This window comes from Streptomyces sp. NBC_01314, assembly GCF_041435215.1.
Classification (GTDB): Bacteria; Actinomycetota; Actinomycetes; order Streptomycetales; family Streptomycetaceae; genus Streptomyces.
The window spans coordinates 2,345,416-2,367,000 of the sequence record NZ_CP108394.1 but is presented as its reverse complement, the minus strand read 5'-3'; the positions used below and the strand labels follow the sequence as shown (position 1 = coordinate 2,367,000).

Sequence of the window (21,585 nt, the reverse complement as noted above, 5' to 3'; positions counted from 1 at the left end):
GCTCCCTGTCCCGCCCGGTGCGGTCTCAGGCCCGGTACAGCGCCTCCACCTCGGTCGCGTACGCCTTCTCGATCGCCTTCCGCTTCAGCTTCAGCGACGGCGTCAACAGCCCGTGCTCCTCGGTGAACTGGTGCGCGAGGATCCGGAACGTACGGATCGACTCGGCCTGCGAGACCAGGGTGTTGGCGGCGACCACCGCCCGCCGCACCTCGGTCTCCAGCTCCGGGTCACGTACCAGCTCGGCCGCCGACAGCTGCGCCTTGCCGTGCATCTGCAGCCAGTGTTCGACGGCCTCCCCGTCCAGGGTGACCAGGGCGGCGATGTACGGACGGTCGTTGCCGACGACGATGCACTGCGCGACCAGCGGATGGTCGCGCACCCGCTCCTCCAGGATGGCGGGCGAGACGCTCTTGCCGCCCGAGGTCACCAGGATCTCCTTCTTGCGCCCGGTGATGGTGAGATAGCCGTCCTCGTCGAGGGAGCCCAGATCACCGGTGGCGAGCCAGCCGTCGTGCAGGGTCTGGTCGGTGGCCTTCGGGTTGTTCAGGTAGCCCTGGAAGACGTTGGGGCCGCGCAGCCAGATCTCGCCGTCGTCCGCGATGTGCACGGTCATGCCCGGGATGGGCTGGCCGACCGTGCCGTACCGGGTGCGCTCCGGAGGGTTGGCCGTCGCGGCCGCCGTACACTCCGTCAGGCCGTACCCCTCGAAGATGTGGACGCCCGCGCCCGCGAAGAACAGCCCGAGCCGCCGGTCCATCGCCGAGCCGCCGGACATCGCGTACTTGATCCGGCCGCCCATCGCCTCCCGGATCTTGCCGTAGACGACCTTGTCGAAGAACTGGTGCTGCATCCGCAGCCCCGCCGACGGGCCGGGCCCGATGCCCCAGGCCCTCGCCTCCATCGCGTCCGCGTACTTCACGGCGACCTCGACGGCCTTCTCGAACGCCCCGGCCTTCCCCTCGCGCTCGGCCTTGCGCCGGCTCGCGTTGAAGACCTTCTCGAAGATGTACGGCACCGCGAGGAAGAAGGTCGGCTGGAAGGCGGCGAGGTCGGGCAGCAGGACCGCCGCGTTGAGCTGCGGCTGATGACCGAACTTGACCTTCCCGCGGATGCCCGCGACCTGCACCATCCGCCCGAAGACGTGGGCGAGCGGCAGGAACAGCAGCGTCGCCGCCTCGTCGCCCTTGCGGGACTTGAACAGCGGCGCCCAGCGCTCGATGACCGTGTCCGCCTCGACCGTGAAGTTGGCGTGCGAGATGACACAGCCCTTGGGGCGGCCCGTCGTGCCGGAGGTGTAGATGATCGTCGCGATCGACTCGGGTGTCACCGCGAGGCGGTGGCGGTGCACCACCTCGTCGTCGAGGTGCGCCCCCGACTCGTACAGCTCCCGCACCGCGCCCACGTCCAGCTGCCAGAGCCGGCGCAGCTGGGGCAGCCGGTCGATGACCGTGGCGACGGTCATCGCGTGGTCCTCGTGTTCGACCATGGCCGCCGTGCACTCGGAGTCGTACAGCATCCAGAAGACCTGCTCGGCTGAGGAGGTCGGATAGATGGGGACGACCTGGGCGCCGACGGTCCACAGCGCGTAGTCGAAGAGGGTCCACTCATAGCGCGTACGGCACATGATGGCGACCCGGTCGCCGAACCGGATGCCCTGTGCCAGCAGCCCTTTCGCCAGCGCGAGGACCTCGTCGCGGAACTCCGCGGAGGTCATGTCGCGCCACTCGCCCTGCTCGTCCTTACGGCCGAGCGCGATGTATGTCGGGTCCTCCTGGGCGTACTCGAAGACGACGTCGGCCAGGCCGCCCACCGGCGGCGCCGACGCCAACGGGGGGGTGGTGAACTCGCGCAAACCCGCTCCTCGTGGCGCTCCGCACAGCGCGTGAAAGCTACCTCACCACGGGAACGGACGGGAGGGTTGTGGAGGGGGCGCATTGGAATGGGTGACACGAGTCGGTGCCGAAAAACACCCGCAGATGGGGAGGTCTCCGGCACGATGCCTGACGCCGCAGTAAGTTCCGTGAGGGCAATCTCCACCGAACCCGCACGCCCCGGTCACGGTGCGCGTCCCCGCGAACACGGTCTGGCCTGGGGAAACGCGAACACCGCTCACGTTTGACGCGCCGGTGGAGCCGGGACGCCGACGCGAGGGAGACCGTCCCCTGTCACGCCCCTCGCGCCCGGCCGTGGAGCCGGTCGCCGCCGGAGAGGATGGCCGCCGCGAGGGCGTCCGCCGCGCCCGCCGCCGCGCCCGGGCGCCGGCCGTGGACGACGACGAAGTCGACCTCGCCGAGTTCCGGCAGCCCGGCCCGCTCCGGGACACGGACCAGACCGGGAGGCACCAGGCGACGGGAATGCGCCATCACGCCGAGGCCCGCGCGGGCGGCGGCGATGAGTCCGTTGAGGCTTCCGCTCGTGCAGGCGATGCGCCAGGAGCGGCCCTCGCGCTCCAGCGCCTCCAGGGCCAGGGCGCGCGTGATGCCCGGCGGCGGATAGGCGATCAGCGGGACCGGGCGGTCGGGGTCGACGCGGAGCCGCTCCGCGCCGATCCAGACGAGCCTGTCCGTCCAGACGGGTTCGCCGCGTGGGTCCTGCGGGCGCCGCTTCGCCAGCACCAGGTCGAGCTTGCCCGCCGTGAGCTGCTCGTGCAGCGTGCCCGACAGCTCGACGGTCAGCTCCAGATCCACCTCGGGATGGTCGTGCCGGAAGGCCTCCAGGATCTCCGGGAGCCGGGTGAGCACGAAGTCCTCGGACGCGCCGAAGCGCAGCCGCCCGCGCAGCCGGGTCCCGGTGAAGAACGCCGTCGCCTGCTCGTGCACCTCCAGGAGCCGCCGGGCGAACCCGAGCATGGCCTCGCCGTCCTCCGTCAGCTCCACGGAGTGCGTGTCCCGCGAGAACAACTGCCGCCCGGCCGCGTCCTCCAGACGGCGCACATGCTGGCTGACCGTGGACTGACGCAGCCCCAGCCGCCGGGCGGCCTGAGTGAAGCTCAGCGTCTGGGCCACGGCGAGGAAGGTGCGCAGATGAGAGGGCTCGTACACGATCGCCACCCTACCGGCTTATCGGAGAACGTGATGACAGTCAGTGCGGTATGACGGATTCCCGATCAAGGGTCCGGGGAGGACGATGGAGGGGGGCCTTCCGGGCCCCGAACGCACTCTCATCGACAGCACGTGGAGCACCGTGAAACGCCTGAAGTGGCCGAGCTGGATGCCGATCGACCCCTACATCCTGCTGTTGCTCGGGACCGTGGGCATCGCGGCGCTCCTCCCGGCGCGGGGTACGGCCGCCGAGGTCGCGTCGGGCGCGTCCACGGCCGCGATCGCCTTCCTCTTCTTCCTCTACGGCGCCCGCCTCTCCACCCGCGAGGCACTCGACGGCCTCAAGCACTGGCGGCTCCACCTCACGGTCCTGGCGTGCACGTTCGTGGTCTTCCCGCTGCTGGGCCTGGCGGCCCGCGGCCTCGAACCGGTCTTCCTCAGCCACTCCCTCTACACGGGGCTGCTCTTCCTCACCCTCGTCCCGTCGACCATCCAGTCGTCGATCGCCTTCACCTCGATGGCCCGGGGCAACGTGCCCGCCGCGATCTGCGCGGGCTCCTTCTCCTCCCTCGCGGGCATCGTCATCACCCCGCTGCTCGCGGCGACCCTGCTCGGCGGCAGCGCCGGCGGCTTCTCCACCGACGCGCTGGTGAAGATCGTGCTCCAGCTGCTGGTTCCGTTCGCCGCCGGGCAACTGGCCCGCCGCTGGATCGGCGGCTTCATCGCCCGGCACAAGCAGATCCTCGGCCTCGTCGACCGGGGCTCGATCCTGCTCGTCGTCTACGTCGCGTTCGGCGAGGGCATGGTGCGCGGGATCTGGAGCCAGGTCAGCCCGCTGCGGCTCGGCGGACTCCTCGTCGTCGAGGCCGTGCTGCTCGCGGTGATGCTGCTGCTCACCTGGTACGGCGCCAAGGCCCTGCGCTTCGACCGGGCGGACCGGATCGCCATCCAGTTCGCCGGCTCCAAGAAGTCCCTCGCCTCCGGACTGCCCATGGCGAGCGTCCTGTTCGGCCCCGAGGCCTCCCTCGCCGTGCTGCCGCTGATGCTGTTCCACCAGATGCAGCTGATGGTCTGCGCGGTCATCGCCAAACGCCGCGCCCACGACCCGCTGGAGCCGGCGGTCACGGAGCCGCGAGACGAAGCGATACGAACCGCGGTCGGTACAGGGACACGTTCCGCGTGATGTTCACCTGTGCCGCCGCGGCGTCGGCGTCCAGCCAGTTGACGTCGTAGCTGAGCACCAACCGCCCGTCGTCGACCGCCTCGTGCGCCTGCGGGTTGTACGCCGCGACCCCGCCGCCCGGCAGCGGCGGGCTGAAGCCCCTGGTGGGCCCGTGCCAGGGCCCGGCCGGGGAGCAGGCCCAGTACGCGGTCACGGTCGTCAGCCCCTCGGTCCCGGCGGCCATGGTGAACAGCACGTACGTACGCCCGTCCCGTACGACGGTGAAGGCGCTGCCCACCCCCTTGTCCTCCCCGTTCCCCAGCACCGCCGCAGGCCGCCCCCGCACCGCCCACCGCGAGCCGTCCCAGTACTCCCACGCCCCCGGCTCCCCGAGCCGACCCCGCGGCACCCGGGCGACATACGCGTGCGAGGTCGGGCGGGACGCGGCCTGGGCGTCGGTGCCGCCGAAGACGTACGTCCAGTCGCCCGCGTCCACGGCCGTCGTCCCGAACAGCACCCGCCGGGCCGGATCGGCGACCGACGCCTGGTCCAGCACCGTCGTGATCCCCTCCAGCCGCAGACCGGGCAGCGACAGCGTGGCGACCTCCGTCGCGGTGGGCACCCCGTAGATCCACGGGGAGCGCCCCGCCGTACGCGTCCACAGCAGCACCCGTACGACCTTCTCGTCCGAGCCGGGGGAGCGGGGCTCGACCCGGGCGGCCACCGGCCAGCGCCAGTGCTGCGGGGCCGGGTCCGGGAAGACGGGTGCGGGGAGGGTGGATTCGAGGCGGCCCGAAGGGGACATCACCACGGCCGAGTTGCGCACCAGGGGCGTCGCGAGGTCCCGCCAGGCCACGGACTCGCCCGCCGGGTTGGGCGGTGGGTGCACCTGGCCCAGATAGGTGTCGGAGAACAGCCACAGGACCCGCCCGTCCGGGAGCCGCACCGAGTGGGTGCCGTCGCCGCCGGTCCAGTCGTCGGTGCGGGTGGCGTCGTCGCCGTACCGGGTGAACTCGCCGGTCAGGGCCGCGTCCGGGTCCCAGCCCCGGACCGTACGGGCCGTGCAGGCGGTGCCGCCCTCCCGGTCGTCGTCCGGGAGGGCGGTGAGCAGCACGGCCGCGAGGGCCAGGACCAGCGCCAGGACGAGGACCGGTCCGGCCCCCGTCCGCTGTCGTGCTCCTGCGTCGTCGGGCACGGAAGGGACGTTAGTTGCCTGCGTCGATCCGGTCCATGGGCAGTCGTGGGATCGCGCCGCCGAACCTCGCAGAAGAGCTCGGGGGTTCGGTTCGGCGGCGCCTGCGGGTACGTCGTGGTTGCTCGCGCAGTTCCCCGCGCCCCTCAAGGACAAGGGCACGGCCCCGCGGACCCGAAAATCCGGGGCGTGGCCCCGCTTCTCAGGGGCGCGGGGAACTGCGCGAGAAGCCCCACCCACCCACACCCGGCAACGCACCAGTGAACCAATGACGCGTGCCCGGCGGTCGAACCGGCGGAGCCCCCGGCGCAGGGGGCGCTCCCCGCCAGGGGCCCCACCGTCGTGGACGCGGGGAGCCGCTCAGCCCTGGTCGGCCGCGGCCCGCAGAGCGATCCGGTGCTCGCCCGCGTACACGTTCATGGAGGCGCCCCGCAGGAAGCCCACCAGGGTCAGCCCGGTCTCCGCCGCCAGGTCGACCGCGAGCGAGGACGGCGCCGACACCGCCGCCAGCACCGGAATCCCCGCCATCACCGCCTTCTGCGCCAGCTCGAACGAGGCCCGCCCCGACACCAGCAGCACCGCACGGGACAACGGCAGCGACCCGCTCTGCAGGGCCCGCCCCACCAGCTTGTCCACCGCGTTGTGCCGCCCCACGTCCTCCCGTACGTCGAGCAGCTCGCCGTCCTCGCCGAACAGGGCCGCCGCGTGCAGACCCCCGGTCCGGTCGAAGACCCGCTGCGCCGCGCGGAGCCGGTCGGGGAGGCTCGCGAGGAACTCGGGATCGAGGCGGACCGGGGGAGCGTCACCGCCGTGCGTGTCGTCGATGGCCCAGCGGGCGGTCGTCCGGACCGAGTCCAGCGACGCCTTGCCGCACAGCCCGCAGGACGAGGTCGTGTACACGTTCCGTTCGAGCGTGATGTCGGGGATGACGACCCCCGGTGCCGTCCGCACGTCCACCACGTTGTACGTGTTCGAGCCGTCCACGGTCGCGCCCGCGCAGTAGACGATGTTCTGCAGGTCCGACTGTTCGGCGAGGACGCCCTCGCTGACCAGGAACCCCGCCGCCAGCGCGAAGTCGTCGCCCGGGGTGCGCATGGTGATCGCGAGCGGCTTGCCGTTCAGCCGGATCTCCATCGGTTCCTCGGCCACGAGGGTGTCCGGGCGCGTGGTGACCGCGCCGTCCCGGATGCGGATCACCTTGCGTCGTTCCGTGACTCGTCCCATGTCGTGTCTCAGTCCCGGTTCTGTACGTGCTGGTAGCCGAAGCGGCCCTTGATGCAGAGGTTGCCGTGGGTCACCGGGTTGTCGTGCGGCGAGGTGACCTTCACGATCTCATTGTCCTGCACATGGAGTGTGAGGTTGCAGCCCACACCGCAGTACGCGCAGACCGTGGTCGTCTCCGTCTGCGCCGACTCGTCCCAGGTGCCCGCCGCCCGCATGTCGAACTCCGACTTGAAGGACAGGGCGCCCGTCGGACAGACCTCGACGCAGTTCCCGCAGTAGACGCACGCCGAATCGGTCAGGGGAGCGTCGTGCTCCACGGCGATCCGCGCGTCGAAACCGCGCCCGACGACCGAGATCGCGAACGTGTTCTGCCACTGGTCCCCGCAGGCGTCCACGCACTTGTAACACAGGATGCACTTGTCGTAGTCCCGCACGTACAGCTCGTTGTCGACCCTGGGCTCCTCGTTCAGCCGGGCCGCGCCGGGGCCGAAGCGGTCCGGTTTCGCCTCGTACTCCTTGATCCACCCGGCGACCCGCGGGGTCGTCGAGAGGTCGACCGAGGAGGCGAGCAGTTCGAGGACGATCTTGCGGCTGTGCCGGGCGCGCTCGGTGTCGGTCTTCACCTCCATGCCGGGTTCGGCCTTGCGGGAGCAGGCCGGGACGAGGGTCCTGGCCCCCTCGACCTCGACGACACAGACCCGGCAGGCGTTCTTCGGGGCGAGCGTGTCGCCCTCGCAGAGGGTGGGGACGTCCTTGCCGGCGGCCCGGCAGGCGTCGAGGATCGTCGAGCCCTCGGGAGCGCGCACCGGCTCCCCGTCGAGGGTGAACTCCAGGAGGCGACGCGGCACTCCCAGCGGGATCACGGTCATACGGCGGCTCCGGTACGGCGAGTCCGGCGATGCGTGGTCATTCGTACGCCCCCAAGCGGTCGATCGCGGATTCCACTGCGTTCCACGCGGTCTGCCCGAGACCGCAGATCGAGGCGTCCCGCATCGCGCGGCCGACCTCCCTGAGCAGGGCGATGTCACCGGCCGCGGCCGCACCGGTCCGCTCGACGATCCGGTGCAGCGCCTCCTCCTGCCGTACGGTCCCGACCCGGCACGGCACGCACTGACCGCAGGACTCGTCCCGGAAGAACTCCGCGATCCGCAGCAGCAGCCGGGGCAGCGGGACCGTGTCGTCGAAGGCCATCACGACCCCCGAGCCGAGCGTCGTGCCCGCCTCCCGCGTCCCTTCGAAGGTGAGTGGGATGTCCAGCTCGTCGGGGCGTACGAAGCCGCCGGCCGCGCCGCCGAGGAGGACGGCCCGCAGCCGGTCCCGTACCCCGGCGAGCGCGAGCAGATCGCCCAGCGTCGCCCCGAAGGGCAGCTCGTAGACGCCGGGGCGGTCCACGCTCCCCGACACGCAGAACAGCTTGGGCCCGGTGGACCGCCCGGTGCCGATCGCCGCGTACGCCGGGGCGCCCGTCGTCAGGATCGGCAGGACGTTCACCAGCGTCTCGACGTTGTTCTCCACGGTCGGCTTGCCGAACAGGCCCTTCTCCACGGGGAACGGCGGCTTCGATCGGGGCTCGCCCCGGTAGCCCTCGATGGAGTTGAACAGAGCCGTCTCCTCGCCGCAGATGTAGGCGCCCGCGCCCCGGCGGATCTCGATGTCGAAGGCGTAGCCCTGGCCGAGGACGTCGTCGCCGAGCAGGCCGCGGGCGCGTGCCTGGGCGATGGCGTGCTCCAGCCGGCGCAGGGCCCGTGGATACTCGCCCCGCAGGTACAGGTAACCCTGGTGCGCGCCGGTCGCGTACGCGGCGATGGTCATCGACTCGACCAGGGCGAACGGGTCGCCCTCCATGATCACGCGGTCCTTGAAGGTCCCCGGCTCGGATTCGTCCGCGTTGCACACGAGGTAGTGCGGACGGTCGGGCTGCTCCGCCGTGGCCCGCCATTTCCGTCCGGTGGGGAAGGCGGCGCCGCCCCGTCCGACCAGGCCCGAGTCGGTGACCTCCCGGATGACGCCGGCGGGGCCGATCTCGAAGGCCCGCCGCAGGGCCGAGTAGCCGCCGTGCGCGCGGTAGTCGTCGAGGGAGGTGGCGTCCACGACGCCGATACGGGACAGGAGGGTGAGCCCCGGTCCACCCGCCTGCGGGACCGCCATGACGGCAGGGGGCTCCTCCTCCGCCGAGTCGGGCGCGCTCGCCGCGAGCACGGCCGCCTCGACGGTCGCCGGCGCCGACACCGCCGTACGCACCGGATCCCCGGCCTTGATGGCGAGGGCGGCCGGGGCCCGCTCGCACAGCCCAAGACACGGACTCCGCTCCACGCTCACGCCGCTGCCGAGGCCGAGGCGGGACTCGATCCCGGCGCACAGGTCGGCCGCCCCGGCCGCCGCGCACGCCAGGTCCGTGCACACGTGCAGGACGGTCGCCGGGCGCGGCTGAACCGAGAACATCGCGTAGAAGGTAGCCACGCCGTACGCCTCCGCCGGCGGCACGGTCAGCCGCCGGCAGAGATAGTCCAGCGCGCCGTCACTGATCCAGCCGATCCGGTCGTTGATCGCGTGCAGCCCCGGCAACAGCAGGTCACGGCGCTCCCGGGCCGCCCGGCCGCCCCGCGCCCACCGCAGATCGGCGGCCGTCATCTCATCGCGGGCCGCGCCCTCCCAGGAGGATTCCGGCGGCCCGAGCAACGCGTCGACCGCCGCCTTCTCCTCGTCGGTGGGTTTGCTGTCACCGAAGTGCAGGTCCACTTACGTCACCTCACGATGGTCGCGACGGGCAGCTTCTCGATCCGGATCGCCGACGCCTTGAACTCCGCCGTGCCCGCGATCGGGCAGTTCGCCTCGATCGTCAGCTGGTTGGTGTCCACCTCGTCGGGAAAGTGCATGGTCATGAAGGCGAGGCCGGGCCGCAGGGCGAGGTCGATCCACACCGGCGCCACCACCGACCCGCGCCGCGAGGACACCTGGACCTCCTCGCCCACCACGACCCCGTACCGCTCCGCGTCCTCCGGGCACAGCTCGATGTACTCCCCGCGCCTGAGCGGCGAGGCGTAACCGCCGCTCTGCACACCGGTGTTGTACGAGTCCAGCCGCCGCCCGGTGGTGAGCCGGATCGGGAACCGCTCGTCCGTCAGGTCGACCGGAGGATCGTGCTGGACGATCCCGAAGGGGGCGAGCCGGCCCCGGTTCGCCGGGTCGGGATCCCACAACCGGGCGTGCAGGTACGGAGGTTCGAGCCTGTCGGTGTCCGGGCAGGGCCACTGGATGCCCTGCTCCCGCGCGAGGCGCTCGTACGTCATCCCGTAGTGGTCCGGCGACACCGACCGCAGCTCGTTCCAGACGGCCTCGGCGTCGGCGTACTTCCACTCGTGCCCGAGCCGCGAGGCCAGGTCGCAGATGATGTCGATGTCCTCGCGGGCCTCCCCGGGCGGGGTGACGGCACGGCGTACCCGCTGCACCCGGCGTTCGCTGTTGGTGGTCGTGCCGTCCGTCTCCGCCCACCCGGCGGTCGCGGGCAGCACGACGTCCGCCAGCTGGGCCGTCTTCGTCAGGAAGATGTCCTGGACGACGAGGAAGTCCAGCTCCCGCATCCGCCGTACGGCCTGTTCGCTGTCGGCCTCGGACTGCGCGGGGTTCTCCCCGATGCAGTACACGGCCTTCAGCGAGCCCTCCTCCATGGCCTCGAACATCTCCGTCAGGTTCAGCCCGTAGTGCGGCTGGATGACGGTGTCCCACGCCGACTCGAACTTCAGTCGGTGGCCCGGGTCGAGGATGTCCTGGAAGCCGGGCAGCCGGTTGGGGATGGCGCCCATGTCGCCGCCGCCCTGTACGTTGTTCTGGCCGCGCAGGGGCTGCAACCCCGAGGCGTAGCGGCCCACATGGCCGGTCAGCAGCGACAGGTTGATCAGCGCGCGGACGTTGTCGGTGCCGTTGTGGTGCTCGGTGATGCCGAGCGTCCAGCACAGCTGGGCGCGCTCGGCTCGGCCGTACGCGTGCGCCAACTGCCGTATGGCGGCGGCCGGTACGCCCGTCACCTTCTCGGCCAGCGACAGCGTCCACGGTTCGACGAGCGCCCTGTACTCGTCGAAGCCGGTGGTCGCCCGCTCGATGAACGCCTTGTTGGCGAGACCCGCGTGGATGATCTCCCGGCCGATCGCGTGGGCCATCGGGATGTCGGTGCCGACGTTCAGCCCCATCCAGCTCTCCGCCCACTCGGCGGTGGACGTCCGCCTCGGGTCGACCGCGTACATCCGGGCGCCGCTGTGGATGCCCTTCAGCACGTGCTGGAAGAAGATCGGGTGTGCGAAGCGGGCGTTGGAGCCCCACATCACGATGACGTCGGTGTGCTCGATCTCCTCGTACGAGGAGGTGCCGCCGCCCGAGCCGAAGGCGGCCGAGAGACCGGCGACGCTCGGCGCGTGACAGGTGCGGTTGCAGGAGTCGACGTTGTTGGTGCCCATGACCACGCGGGCGAACTTCTGCGCCACGTAGTTCATCTCGTTGGTGGCGCGGGCGCAGGAGAACAGGCCGAACGCGCCGCGGTTGCGTTCGATGCCGCGGGCGGCCCGGTCCAGCGCCTCCTCCCAACTCGCCTGCCGGAAGGGCTCGTCGCGGGAGTCGCGGACGAGGGGATGGGTGAGCCTGGTGTAGGTCTTGGGGGTCCGGTCGCGTTTCCTCATACGACGCTCCTCATGCCGCGCTCCGCAGCGCGAGCAGGTCCGAGATGGCGTGGACGGTGCGGAGTGTGGGCACCTCGACACCCGTGATGTCCGCCAGTTCGACGACGGCGGCCAGGAGGACGTCGAGTTCCAGCGGTTTGCCGCGCTCCAGGTCCTGGAGCGTGGAGGTGCGGTGGTCGCCGACGCGTTCGGCGCCGGCCATCCGCCGTTCGATGGAGACCCCGACCTCGCAGCCCAGGGCCTCGGCGACGGCCAGCGTCTCGGCCATCATCGTCTCGATGACCTTGCGGGTGCCGCCGTGCAGACACATCTGCCGCATGGTCGCGCGGGCCAGGGCACTGATCGGGTTGAACGAGATGTTGCCGAGCAGCTTGATCCAGATGTCGGCCCGCAGATCGGGCTCCACCGGACACTTCAGGCCACCGGCCACCATGGCCTCGCTGAACGCTCGGCAGCGCGCCGAGACCGTACGGTCCGGCTCGCCGATGGAGAACCGCGTGCCTTCCAGGTGCCGTACGACACCGGGCCGTTCGAGCTCCGTCGCCGCGTAGACGACACAGCCGACGGCCCGTTCGGGCGCGAGCACCGCACTGACCGCGCCGGCCGGGTCCACGCTCTCCACACGGTGGCCGTCGTGCGGGCCGCCGTGCCGGTGGAAGTACCACCAGGGGATGCCGTTCTGGGCGGCGATCACCGCCGTGGTGCTGTGCAGCAAGGGCTCGATCAGCGGCCCGCACGCCGCGTACGAGTTGGCCTTGAGGCCCAGGAAGACGAAGTCGACCGGGCCGACGTCGGCCGGGTCGTCGGTGGCGTGGGCGCGGGCGGTGAAGTCCCCGCGCGAGCTGAGCACCCGCACCCCGTCCCGCCTCATGGCCGCGAGATGCGGTCCACGGGCGACGAGATGCGTGTCCGCGCCGGCGCGGTGGAGCGCGGCGCCGACATAGGCGCCGATCGCACCGGCGCCGAGAACTGCGACTTTCATGGTGAGGGAGCTCCGTTCGGTCGAGGGATACCGCGGAGATGGCGCACTGCCGAATTCTGTCGACGAAATATTGTCTACAGTATGGAAGTTGGGGCGACAAGAGTTCGCGCAACGGCCGGGCAAGGCATTACTCGGACATGAGGTGGCCGGGGAACGACCGTTCGGCGCGCGGTGGATACCGCTCACCGCATACGGTCGACGCGCCGCTTTTCCAACTCCCCTGTCACTCCCTACCGTCCGGGATCATGAGTCCCCCCGTCGCGCCTCCGGGCTGGAGCCGCTGGCTCGTCCCCCCGGCCGCGCTCTCCGTCCATCTCTCCATCGGACAGGCCTACGCCTGGAGCGTCTTCAAGCCGCCGCTCGAATCCGCGCTCGGCCTCAGCGGCACACAGAGCGCACTGCCCTTCCAGCTCGGCATCGTCATGCTGGGCCTGTCCGCCGCGTTCGGCGGCACCCTCGTCGAGCGCAACGGGCCGCGCTGGGCCATGACCGTGGCGCTGATCTGCTTCTCCTCCGGCTTCCTGATCGCCTCGCTCGGCGCGGCCACCGAGCAGTACTGGCTGATCGTCTTCGGCTACGGATTCGTCGGCGGCATCGGCCTCGGCATCGGCTACATATCGCCCGTCTCGACCCTGATCAAGTGGTTCCCGGACCGGCCCGGCATGGCCACCGGCATCGCGATCATGGGCTTCGGCGGCGGCGCACTCATCGCCTCGCCGTGGTCCGCGCAGATGCTGGAGTCCTTCGGCTCCGACTCCTCCGGCATCGCCCTCGCCTTCCTGGTGCACGGACTGTCGTACGCCGTGTTCATGCTGCTCGGCGTGGTGCTGGTCCGGGTGCCGCGCGGCGAGGACCGCGCGAGCACCGACACGGGACCGAGCGTCCTTCAGGGCCCGCAGGTCTCGGCCCGCGACGCCATCCGCACCCCGCAGTTCTGGTGCCTGTGGGTCATCCTCTGCATGAACGTCTCCGCGGGCATCGGCATCCTGGAGAAGGCCGCCCCGATGATCACGGACTTCTTCGCCGACTCCTCCACCCCGGTCTCCGTCACCGCGGCCGCCGGGTTCGTCGCGCTGCTCTCCGCGGCCAACATGAGCGGCCGAATCGTCTGGTCGTCGACGTCCGACCTGATCGGACGCAAGAACATCTACCGCGTCTACCTGGGCGTGGGCGCGCTGATGTACCTGCTGATCGCCTTGTTCGGCGACTCCTCCAAGCCGCTGTTCATCGTCTGCGCCCTGGTCATCCTGTCCTTCTACGGCGGTGGTTTCGCCACCATCCCCGCCTATCTCAAGGACCTCTTCGGCACCTACCAGGTCGGCGCCATCCACGGCCGGCTGCTGACCGCCTGGTCCACGGCCGGCGTCCTCGGACCACTGATCGTCAACTGGATCGCGGACCGGCAGGAGGAGGCGGGCAAGTCCGGACCCGACCTCTACGGCACGTCCTTCTTCATCATGATCGGGCTGCTCGTGATCGGCTTCGTCGCCAACGAACTGGTCCGGCCCGTCCACCCCCGCTTCCACATCCCCGCCCCGAGGGAGGCAGCCGATGTCGTCCAGCGACACCAGTCCGAATCCGCCTGACCGACGACCCTTGATCATCTTGGCCTGGGTGTGGGTGGGGGTGCCGCTCGGTTACGGACTGTACGAACTCGTACGCAAGGCGACGCAATTGTTCACCGGGTGAGAGTGCGGACGCCCTGGGGCCTGCCCGGGGTCTGACAGAAGCCCACAACTCGGGCCCCGCTTTACTGTCGCCTCACCCGCCCTCGTACCCGTGAGTCACTGATCAGACTGGTGGATCCCGCTGACCACAGGCAACGAGGGGAACCACCCATGAACGGCTCGCGAATCGCCGCCGTCGGCCACTACCAGCCCGCCAAGGTACTCACCAACGAGGACCTGGCGGGCCTGGTCGACACGAGTGACGAGTGGATCACGAGCCGTGTGGGCATTCGCACCCGGCACATCGCAGGACCCGACGAACCGGTCGACGAGCTGGCCGGCCACGCCGCCGCCAAGGCGCTCGCCTCGGCCGGCCTCGGCCCGGAGGCCATCGACCTGGTCGTGGTCGCCACCTCCACCGCGATCGACCGCTCCCCGAACATGGCGGCCCGGGTCGCGAACCGGCTCTCCATCCCGAACCCGGCCGCCATGGACATCAACGTCGTCTGCGCCGGGTTCACCCACGCCCTGGCCACCGCCGACCACGCCGTGCGCGCCGGCGCCGCCACCCGGGCGCTCGTCATCGGCGCCGACAAGATGTCCGAGGTCACGGACTGGACCGACCGCACGACCTGTGTCCTCGTCGGGGACGGAGCGGGCGCCGCCGTCGTCGAGGCCGCCGAGGAACCCGGCATCGGACCGGTGCTGTGGGGATCGGTGCCCGAGATGGGCAACGCCGTACGCATCGAGGGCACCCCTCCGCGCTTCGCGCAGGAAGGCCAGAGCGTCTACCGCTGGGCCACCACCAAACTGCCGCCCATCGCCCGCGCGGCCTGCGAGAAGGCGGGACTCACCCCCGCCGACCTCGCCGCGGTCGTCCTCCACCAGGCCAACCTGCGCATCATCGAGCCCCTCGCCGCGAAGATCGGCGCGGTCAACGCCGTGGTCGCGCGGGACGTCGTCGAGTCCGGCAACACCTCGGCCGCGAGCATCCCCCTCGCCTTCTCCAAGCTCGTCGAACGCGGAGAGATCTCCAGCGGCGACCCCGTGCTGCTGTTCGGCTTCGGGGGCAACCTGTCGTACGCGGGACAGGTGGTCCGCTGCCCGTGAGCAGGGCATTCGCGGTGATGTGCACGGCGATGTGACGAGGCATACTCGTCGGTTCCCTGGCCAACGCTGGTCGTAGACTGTAGACGAAAGACAATCCATACTGGCTGTTGACTCGGACTTTCCAGTTCTTTCCAGTACGGGCCGTTGACTTTCCGTGTGCAGTACACCCAGTGGTGCTCTGGAGGGGACCCGATGTTGTCGACCGGACTTCCGCAAGGGGCGGTGCCCAAGCTCGAACGCCCCGGTCCACTGCGCGACCGTGTCTACGAGGCCCTGCTCGAACTCATCACCACGCGCGCGCTGCGCCCCGGGCAGCACCTCGTCGAGAGTGAACTCGCCGGCCACCTCGGGGTGTCCCGGCAGCCCGTCCGCGAGGCCCTGCAACGCCTCAACACCGAAGGCTGGGTCGACCTCCGGCCCGCCCAGGGCGCCTTCGTCCACGAGCCGACGGAGGCGGAGGCGGACCAGCTCCTCACCGTCCGCACCCTGCTGGAGGCCGAGGCCGCCCGCCTCGCCGCGGCGAACGCCGGCACGGCCGGCATCACCACCCTGGAGCAGCTCTGCACGGAGGGCGAGCGGGCCGTCGCCGCCGACGACGTCGATGCAGCCGTCGCCATGAACGCGCGCTTCCACGCCAAGGTCATGGAGCTGGCCGGCAACACGGTCCTCGCCGAACTCGCCGCCCAGGTCGACCGCCGCGTCCGCTGGTACTACACGCCCGTCGCCCGCCAGCGCGGCCACCAGTCCTGGATCGAACACCGGGACCTCATTACGGCGATCTCCGCCCGTGACGAGCAGCGCGCGACGGAGATCATGCGGGCGCATACGGAACACACGCGGAAGACGTATCACGAGCGCGAGAAGTAGGAGAGGCGAGAAGTAGGCGGGGCGTAGGAGGGGCGAGACGTAGGGCCGGGTGAGCGTCCGTGCGCGGCGGTGCGTAGCTGCGGGCAGTCGTGCCGCTGGGGCCTGTCGCCGATTTCCCGGTGTCGTGAGGCAGGCGGGAAATCGGCGACAGAGCCCTGGGGCGGCGCGGCGCGAGCGGGCGCGGCGGCACCCCGCGAGTGCGGGCCCGGTGAAGTCGCCCGCGAGTTCAGCCCCTGTGCCGGGTATGTGCTCCCGGCTGTACCCTCACCCCCGCTTTGTCCTCTGAGTGGAGAAAGTCTGCGGCAATTGCTGCGCGACTTCTTCCCGGCTCGGGCATCCGCTGCTACGTTCCCCTCGAAAGCCATGCACGGCAGTGCCGATGAGGCGGGGAGGGGCTTGTGAGACGTATGACGGCTCGACCCGCGAACGCGCATCAGGCCAGGCTGTTGCGGCTGTTGCGGGACGGAGGGCCCAACTCCCGGGCGCAGCTCGGGGATCGGGTCGATCTCTCGCGGTCGAAGCTGGCCGTGGAGGTGGACCGGCTCCTGGAGACGGGACTGGTCGTGGCCGACGGGCTCGCCGCCTCGCGGGGTGGCCGCCGGTCGCACAACATCCGGCTCGCACCGCAACTCCGCTTCCTCGGCGTCGACATCGGCGCCACCTCGATCGATGTGGCCGTCACCAACGCGGAGTTGGAGATCCTCGGCCACATCAACCAGCCCATGGACGTACGGGACGGCCCCGTCGCCGTCTTCGAGCAGGTGTTGGCCATGGCCGCCAAGCTGAAGGCCTCCGGGCTCGCGGAAGGGTTCGACGGCGCCGGCATCGGCGTCCCCGGCCCGGTCCGCTTCCCCGAGGGCGTCCCCGTCGCCCCGCCGATCATGCCGGGCTGGGACGGGTTCCCGGTGCGCGAGGCGCTCAGCCAGGAACTCGGCTGCCCCGTCATGGTCGACAACGACGTGAACCTGATGGCCATGGGGGAGCAGCACGCGGGCGTCGCCCGCTCCGTGGGCGACTTCCTCTGCGTCAAGATCGGCACCGGCATCGGCTGCGGCATCATCGTCGGCGGCGAGGTCCACCGCGGTGTGACGGGCAGCGCCGGCGACATCGGCCACATCCTCGCCGTACCGGACGGCCGCCCCTGCGCCTGCGGCAACCGGGGCTGCCTGGAAGCCCACTTCAGCGGCGCCGCGCTCGCCCGCGACGCCAAGGACGCCGCCCAGCAGGGACTTTCGGTGGAACTCGCCTCCCGGCTGGAGACCAACGGCACCCTGACCGCCGTCGACGTGGCCGCCGCGGCAGCCGCCGGCGACGCCACCGCACTCGACCTGATACGCGAGGGCGGCAACCGCACCGGCCAGGTCATCGCCGGACTCGTCAGCTTCTTCAACCCCGGCCTGGTGGTGATCGGCGGCGGGGTGACCGGCCTCGGCCACACCCTGCTCGCCGCCATCCGCACCCAGGTCTACCGCCAGTCACTGCCCCTCGCGACCGGCAATCTGCCCATCGTGCTGGGGGAGTTGGGGCCCACCGCCGGAGTCATCGGCGCGGCCCGCCTCATCAGCGACCACCTGTTCTCACCCGCGTAGAGCCGCGCGAACGCGCACGGCCTTCCCCACCGACAGCGACCACCGGCACGGCGTCCTGCTTCGGCGCGCCCTGCTTCGCCCTGCCCGAACCCGCCCGCCCAGCAAGCGGCTTCGCCCTGAAACCGGCCCGCACGCCCGCCAAGGGGAACTCATGGCACCAGAATTACCGCTGCTCACCATGTCCGGCATCACCAAGTCGTTCCCCGGAGTCCGGGCCCTGGACGGCGTCGACCTCGACGTCCAGGCCGGAGAGGTCCACTGTCTGCTCGGCCAGAACGGTGCCGGGAAGTCCACCCTGATCAAGATCCTGGCCGGCGCGCACCAGCCCGACGACGGCACGATCACCTGGCGGGGCGAACCCGTCACCCTGAAGTCCCCGATCGCCGCCATGCGCCTCGGTATCGCCACCATCTACCAGGAACTCGACCTGGTCGAGGGGCTGTCGGTGGCCGAGAACGTCCACCTGGGCCATGAACCCGTCGCCGCGGGATTCGTCGTTCGCGGAAAGGCGGCACGTACGTCAACTGCCGCACTGCTGAAGCGGCTTGGTCATCCGGAGGTCGATCCGACGCGGCTCGTCGGCGAGTTGTCGGCCGCCCAGCAGCAGATCGTGTCCATGGCGCGGGCGCTCTCCCACGACGTACGGCTGATCGTGATGGACGAGCCGTCGGCCGCGCTGGATCCGGACGAGGTCGACAACCTGTTCAGGATCGTGGGGGACCTGACCGCGGCGGGGGTGGCCGTCGTCTACATCTCGCACCGGCTGGAGGAGATCCGGCGGATCGGTGACCGGGTGACCGTGCTGAAGGACGGCCGGGCCGTGGCCGGCGGGCTGCCCGCGAAGTCCACGCCGACACGCGAGGTCGTGGCGCTGATGACCGGGCGGAACGTCGAGTACGTCTTCCCCGACCGGCCACCCGTGCCGCCGACCGGGAGTACACCCGTGCTGGAGGTGCGGGGGCTGGCGCGCGCAGGCGAATTCGAGGCGTTCGACCTGGAGGTGCGGCCCGGCGAGATCGTGGGCCTCGCCGGACTCGTCGGCTCGGGACGGTCGGAGATCCTGGAGACGATCTACGGCGCCCGCAGGCCGACGGCCGGTCAGGTCAGCGTCGACGGGCGGCGGTTGAGGCTCGGCAGCGTACGGGCCGCCGTACGGGCCGGACTCGGGCTCGCCCCGGAGGAGCGCAAGGCGCAGGCGCTGCTGATGCTGGAGTCCGTCACCAGAAACGTTTCCGTGTCGTCGATGTCCCGCTTCGCACGCGTCGGCTGGATCGACCGGGGCGCCGAACACCGCGCCGCGCGGGCCGCGACCCGCGAGCTGTCCCTGCGCCCCGACAACCCGGACGTACCGGTCCGCACCCTCTCCGGAGGCAACCAGCAGAAGGCGGTGCTCGCCCGCTGGCTGCTGCGCGGCTGCCGGGTCCTCCTGCTCGACGAGCCGACGCGGGGCGTCGACGTGGGCGCCCGCGCCGAGCTGTACGCCGTGGTCCGCCGGCTCGCCGACGAAGGGCTCGCCGTGCTGCTCGTCTCCAGCGAGGTACCCGAAGTGCTCGGCCTCGCCGACCGGGTGCTCGTCCTGCGCGAGGGCCGGGTCGTGCACTCCGCGCCCGCCCGTGAACTCGACGAACACCGCGTCCTCGACCTCGTGATGGAAGGAAGCCCGGTGGACAGTGTTGCAAGCCCGGTGGCCGGTGCGGGGAGTCCCCTGACCGGTGAAGGGAGCCCGGCGTCATGACCCAGCCCGTGTCCCCGCCCCGGAGCGCAGACAAAGTGACACCTGTCGGCGAGCCGCCCGCCTGGCGTGCACTCGTGTTCCGCGCCGACCTCCGCACCCTGTCGCTCCTCGGCGTACTCGCCGTGCTGATCGTCATCGGCGGCGTCACCAGACCCGACGAGTTCCTCGACACCCGCAACCTCCAACTCGTCCTCACCCAGGGCTCGGTGATCGGTGTCGTCACCGTCGGCATGACCTTCGTCATCACCTCCGGCGGAATCGACCTGTCCGTGGGCGCCATCGTCGCCCTGGCCTCCGTCTGGGCGACGACCGTGGCCACCCAGGAGTACGGCTTCGCCGGCATCCTCTTCACGGCGGTGATCGTCGGCGTCGGCTGCGGCCTCGTGAACGGGCTCCTCATCGCGTACGGCGGGGTGGTCCCCTTCATCGCCACCCTCGCGATGCTCGCCTCGGCGCGCGGCCTCGCCCTCCAGATCACCGACGGCAGCACCCAGATCGTCGGCGTGGACGCCATCCTGGACCTGGGCGAGCGTGAGGCGTACGTCCTCGGTATCCCGCCGCTTGTCATGGTCTTCGCGATCGTGACGATCATCGGCTGGCTGCTGCTGAACCGCACGACGTTCGGCCGACGCACGGTCGCCGTCGGCGGCAACGCGGAGGCGGCCCGGCTCGCCGGCATCGACGTCCGCCGCCAGCGGCTCTACCTGTATCTGCTCTCCGGGCTGTGCTGCGGCATCGCCGCGTTCCTGCTGATCGTGCTGTCCGGCTCGGGCCAGAACACCAACGGCAACCTCTACGAACTCGACGCCATCGCCGCCGTGATCATCGGCGGCACCCTGCTCAGCGGCGGCCGGGGCACCATCACCGGCTCCGTCATCGGCGTCCTGATCTTCACCACGATCACCAACCTCTTCGCCCTCAACAACCTGCAGACCGATGTCCAGCAGATCGCCAAGGGCGCGATCATCGTCGCCGCGGTCCTGGTCCAGCGACGTACGGCCAGCACGACCTGAACCACCGAAGAGCCGACACGGGAAAGGTTCACCACCATGTCACAGTTCACCAGCCGCAGAGGACTGCTCTTCGGGACCGCCGCCGTCTCGGCCGGCGCCCTCCTCGCCGGTTGCACCAGCAACGAATCCAAGGACGACCCGGCCGCCGACGAGCAGACGGTCGCCGACGACAAGCCCGGCAAGGCGGTCACCATCGGCTTCGCCGGACCGCAGGCCGACCACGGCTGGCTCAACGCGATCAACCAGAACGCCAAGAGCCGCGCGGAGCGGTACGAGGACGTCACGCTGGAGATCACCGAGGGCTCCAACGACACCGCCCAGCAGATCGGCCAGATCGAGACCCTCATCAACAAGAAGGTCGACGTCCTGGTCGTGCTGCCCGCCGACGGCAAGGCGCTCACCCAGGTCGGCCTCAAGGCGATGCGGGCCGGCATCCCCGTCGTCAACCTCGACCGGATCTTCAACTCCCCGCAGGCGTACCGCTGCTGGATCGGCGGCGACAACTACGGCATGGGGCTCAACGCCGGGCACTACATCGGCGAGCAGCTCAAGGACAAGGGCGACGCCCGGGTCATCGAGCTGGCCGGGCTGGACAACCTGGAGCTGACCAAGCAGCGCACCAAGGGCTTCGACGACGCGCTGAAGAACTACCCGAACATCAAGAAGGTGGCCCGGCAGGCCGCCGAGTTCACGGTCGAGTCGGGCCAGGCCAAGATGGCCCAACTCCTCCAGGCGCAGTCGAACTTCGACGCGCTGTGGAACCACGACGACGACCAGGGTGTAGGTGCCCTGCGCGCCATCGAGCAGGCCGGGCGCGACGACTTCCTGATGGTCGGCGGCGCGGGCGCGCTGTCCGCGTTCCAGGCCATCAAGAAGGACGACGGGGTACTGAAGGCCACCGTCCTCTACCCGCCGACCATGGCCGCCTCCGCGATCGACCTCGCCCGTGCGCTCGGTCAGGGCAAGGGGGTGGGCGGCCTCGCCGAGTTCGAGATCCCGAGCTCGCTGACGCTCTACTCGGCCGTCGTCGACAAGGACAACGTCGACCAGTACATGCCCACCGGCTTCAAGTGACGAGCCCCAGCGGACGGGCCTGACCGCGAACGAGCGCTGGGGCGTTGAGGACCGAGGACCGGGGGTCGGGGGTCGGGGGTCGGGGGTCGGGGACCGAGGGGACCGGGAACCCGGACGGGCACCGATAACCGAGGCCCGGCATCAAAGGCCGACAACCGAGGGCCCGGCACCGAGGGCCGGAAACCGAGGACCCGGCACGCAGGCCCAACACCCAGAGCCCGACAACCGAGGACCCGGCACCGAGGCCCGACAACCGGAA

Annotated in this window: 16 protein-coding genes; 8 read left to right on the top strand and 8 right to left on the bottom strand. The window is 70.8% G+C overall.

Going from position 1 to position 21,585, the window contains the following annotated elements:
* Positions 1-25: 25 nt before the first annotated feature.
* Positions 26-1,852, bottom strand: a complete 1,827-nt coding sequence (locus OG622_RS10465; protein WP_371575109.1) for a long-chain fatty acid--CoA ligase — start codon at positions 1,850-1,852, stop codon at positions 26-28.
* A gap of 313 nt (positions 1,853-2,165) precedes the next feature.
* Positions 2,166-3,041 (bottom strand): LysR substrate-binding domain-containing protein, encoded by an 876-nt coding sequence (locus OG622_RS10460; RefSeq protein WP_371575107.1) that lies wholly within the window; start codon positions 3,039-3,041, stop codon positions 2,166-2,168.
* Between the two features lie 142 nt (positions 3,042-3,183).
* Between OG622_RS10460 and OG622_RS10455 the strand changes: the two genes are divergently transcribed.
* The gene (locus OG622_RS10455; RefSeq protein WP_371575105.1) at positions 3,184-4,224 is read left to right on the top strand and encodes a bile acid:sodium symporter family protein; all 1,041 of its coding nucleotides are present in this window, start codon (positions 3,184-3,186) and stop codon (positions 4,222-4,224) included.
* On the opposite strand, the gene OG622_RS10450 is transcribed toward OG622_RS10455, so the two are convergent.
* From OG622_RS10450 to OG622_RS10425, 6 genes are all read right to left on the bottom strand, one after another.
* The gene (locus tag OG622_RS10450) at positions 4,163-5,398 is read right to left on the bottom strand and encodes a hypothetical protein (protein WP_371575103.1); all 1,236 of its coding nucleotides are present in this window, start codon (positions 5,396-5,398) and stop codon (positions 4,163-4,165) included. The two genes, OG622_RS10455 and OG622_RS10450, sit on opposite strands and share 62 nt — an antisense overlap.
* 357 nt (positions 5,399-5,755) lie before the next feature.
* Positions 5,756-6,619, bottom strand: coding sequence for a formate dehydrogenase accessory sulfurtransferase FdhD (gene fdhD / locus OG622_RS10445; protein WP_371575101.1), 864 nt, complete (start codon positions 6,617-6,619; stop codon positions 5,756-5,758).
* Positions 6,620-6,627: 8 nt separating this feature from the next.
* On the bottom strand, positions 6,628-7,488 hold the full coding sequence (locus OG622_RS10440) for a 2Fe-2S iron-sulfur cluster-binding protein (RefSeq protein WP_371575099.1): 861 nt from the start codon (positions 7,486-7,488) through the stop codon (positions 6,628-6,630).
* A gap of 37 nt (positions 7,489-7,525) precedes the next feature.
* Positions 7,526-9,358, bottom strand: a complete 1,833-nt coding sequence (locus OG622_RS10435; protein WP_371575097.1) for an NAD(P)H-dependent oxidoreductase subunit E — start codon at positions 9,356-9,358, stop codon at positions 7,526-7,528.
* A 5-nt stretch (positions 9,359-9,363) separates the two neighbouring features.
* Complete coding sequence (locus OG622_RS10430) at positions 9,364-11,289, bottom strand: molybdopterin oxidoreductase family protein (RefSeq protein ID WP_371575095.1); 1,926 nt, start codon at positions 11,287-11,289, stop codon at positions 9,364-9,366.
* A gap of 10 nt (positions 11,290-11,299) precedes the next feature.
* A complete protein-coding gene (locus OG622_RS10425; RefSeq protein WP_371575094.1) occupies positions 11,300-12,271 on the bottom strand; it encodes a 2-dehydropantoate 2-reductase in 972 nt (323 codons plus the stop codon).
* Between the two features lie 245 nt (positions 12,272-12,516).
* Between OG622_RS10425 and OG622_RS10420 the strand changes: the two genes are divergently transcribed.
* The 7 genes from OG622_RS10420 (at position 12,517) to OG622_RS10390 (ending at position 21,326) form a co-directional block, all read left to right on the top strand.
* On the top strand, positions 12,517-13,857 hold the full coding sequence (locus OG622_RS10420; RefSeq protein ID WP_371575092.1) for an OFA family MFS transporter: 1,341 nt from the start codon (positions 12,517-12,519) through the stop codon (positions 13,855-13,857).
* Positions 13,858-14,109: 252 nt separating this feature from the next.
* Entirely contained in the window at positions 14,110-15,048 is a 939-nt protein-coding gene (locus tag OG622_RS10415) for a beta-ketoacyl-ACP synthase III (RefSeq protein ID WP_371575089.1), read from the top strand.
* Positions 15,049-15,240: 192 nt separating this feature from the next.
* A complete protein-coding gene (locus tag OG622_RS10410; RefSeq protein WP_371575087.1) occupies positions 15,241-15,915 on the top strand; it encodes a GntR family transcriptional regulator in 675 nt (224 codons plus the stop codon).
* 407 nt (positions 15,916-16,322) lie between these two features.
* Positions 16,323-17,504, top strand: coding sequence for an ROK family protein (locus OG622_RS10405; RefSeq protein ID WP_371575085.1), 1,182 nt, complete (start codon positions 16,323-16,325; stop codon positions 17,502-17,504).
* 151 nt (positions 17,505-17,655) lie between these two features.
* On the top strand, positions 17,656-19,239 hold the full coding sequence (locus OG622_RS10400) for a sugar ABC transporter ATP-binding protein (protein WP_371575084.1): 1,584 nt from the start codon (positions 17,656-17,658) through the stop codon (positions 19,237-19,239).
* On the top strand, positions 19,236-20,252 hold the full coding sequence (locus OG622_RS10395) for an ABC transporter permease (protein WP_371575083.1): 1,017 nt from the start codon (positions 19,236-19,238) through the stop codon (positions 20,250-20,252). The genes OG622_RS10400 and OG622_RS10395 overlap by 4 nt, the downstream gene beginning before the upstream one ends.
* Positions 20,253-20,288: 36 nt before the next feature.
* On the top strand, positions 20,289-21,326 hold the full coding sequence (locus OG622_RS10390; RefSeq protein WP_371575082.1) for a substrate-binding domain-containing protein: 1,038 nt from the start codon (positions 20,289-20,291) through the stop codon (positions 21,324-21,326).
* Positions 21,327-21,585: the final 259 nt, after the last annotated feature.